This is a genomic window from Phaeovulum sp., assembly GCF_041596715.1.
GTDB lineage: Bacteria > Pseudomonadota > Alphaproteobacteria > Rhodobacterales > Rhodobacteraceae > UBA6213.
The window spans coordinates 1-1,622 of the sequence record NZ_JBFHIA010000387.1 but is presented as its reverse complement, the minus strand read 5'-3'; the positions used below and the strand labels follow the sequence as shown (position 1 = coordinate 1,622).

Here is a 1,622-nt window from a genome sequence, read left to right as displayed (position 1 = left end):
GCGTGCAGGCGGTTTTCGGCCTCGTCGAACACCACCGAGGCGGGGCCGTCCATGACGGTGCTTGTCACCTCGTCATTGCGATGCGCAGGCAAGCAATGCATGAACAGCGCATCGGGCTTTGCCGCCGCCATCAACGCATCGTTGACCTGATAGCCGCGCAGCTGGTTGTGCCGCCGTTCCTTGGCCGATTCCGGGTCGTGCATCGAAACCCAAGTGTCGGTGACCACCAGATCGGCCCCCGCGACCGCCTTGTAGGGGTCGCGCTCGATACGGGCATCTACCCCTTGGCCGCGGGCAAACTCGACCCAAGCGCGCTCGGGGTCGAGCGGTTCGGGGCCGGTGAAGGTAAAATCAAAGCCGAACTGCCCCGCCGCATGCAGAAAGCTTGCGCACACGTTATTGCCGTCGCCAGACCAAACCACCTTTTTGCCTGTGATCGGGCCGCGGTGTTCCTCGTAGGTCATCACATCGGCCATGATCTGGCAGGGGTGGGTGCGGTTCGTCAGGCCGTTGATTACCGGCACCGTGGCGTGTTCTGCCATTTCCAGCAGCGTCGCCTCTTCAAAGGTGCGGATCATGATCAGATCGACATAGCGGCTTAGCACGCGGGCGGTATCGGCAATGGTTTCGCCGTGGCCAAGCTGCATTTCGCGGCCCGAAAGCACCATCGTCTGCCCCCCCATCTGGCGCACGCCGACGTCGAAGGAAACGCGGGTCCGGGTCGAGGGCTTTTCGAAAATCAGCGCCACCATGCGGCCCGCGAGCGGCAACTCGTCATCCAAGGCACCGCGAGGGCGGCCGTTGCGGGCGTTCTTCATGGCGCGGGCGGTGTCGATCATGGCGCGCAGGGCGGCGGGGTCGGTGGTGTGGATATCGAGGAAGTGCTGCATCGTTCGGTCTTTCTTAAGGGCGGGTCCGGGGGGCCCCTGCCCCCCAATAGCCTCGCGGCCAATCCCCCCCGGTGGTATTTGCGATGAAAAAGCGTCAGCCTTGGGTTTTGGGTGGCGCTGTTTCGAGCGCAGTAGCGGCGCGGTCCAGCCGGGCGAGCGCCTCGGCAAGATCGGCGTCAGGGATAGTCAGCGCCGGCAAAAGCCGCAGCACGTCATCAGCCGCAGGCACGGTCAGAAGTTGCTCGGCATAGGCGGCCTTGACCACGTCGGCGGGCGCAAGGCGGCATTTGAGGCCAAGCATCAGGCCCTGGCCGCGCACCGACTCGAATATGGTCGGGTAGTTGGCGACAAGCCCTTCAAGCCCTTGGCGAAACAGCGCAGCCTTGCGGTTGACCTCGGCCAGAAAGCCGGGTGCGGTGATGATTTCCATCACGCGCGCGCCGACCGCGCAGGCCAGCGGGTTGCCGCCGTAGGTAGAGCCGTGGGTGCCTGCGACCATGCCCGCAGCGGCGGCCTCGGTGGCAAGCACCGCCCCCAAGGGGAAACCACCGCCGATGCCTTTCGCAACCATCATGATGTCGGGGGTGACAGCCGCCCATTCATGCGCGAATAGCCGCCCCGTGCGGCCCATTCCGCATTGCACCTCGTCAAAGATCAGCAGCGCGCCGGCCTCGTCGCAGCGCGCGCGCAGGGCGCGCAGATCGGCATCCGAAAGCGCGCGAATACCGCCCT

Annotated in this window: 2 protein-coding genes; both read right to left on the bottom strand. The window is 65.4% G+C overall.

Features of this window, described 5'->3' with window-relative positions; genetic code table 11:
• A partial coding sequence (argF, locus tag ABY403_RS16340; protein WP_372841868.1) for an ornithine carbamoyltransferase occupies nucleotides 1-890 on the bottom strand: 890 nt, incomplete at its 3' end.
• Between the two features lie 94 nt (nucleotides 891-984).
• The coding region (locus ABY403_RS16335; protein ID WP_372841867.1) for an aminotransferase class III-fold pyridoxal phosphate-dependent enzyme at nucleotides 985-1,622 on the bottom strand (638 nt) is incomplete at its 5' end.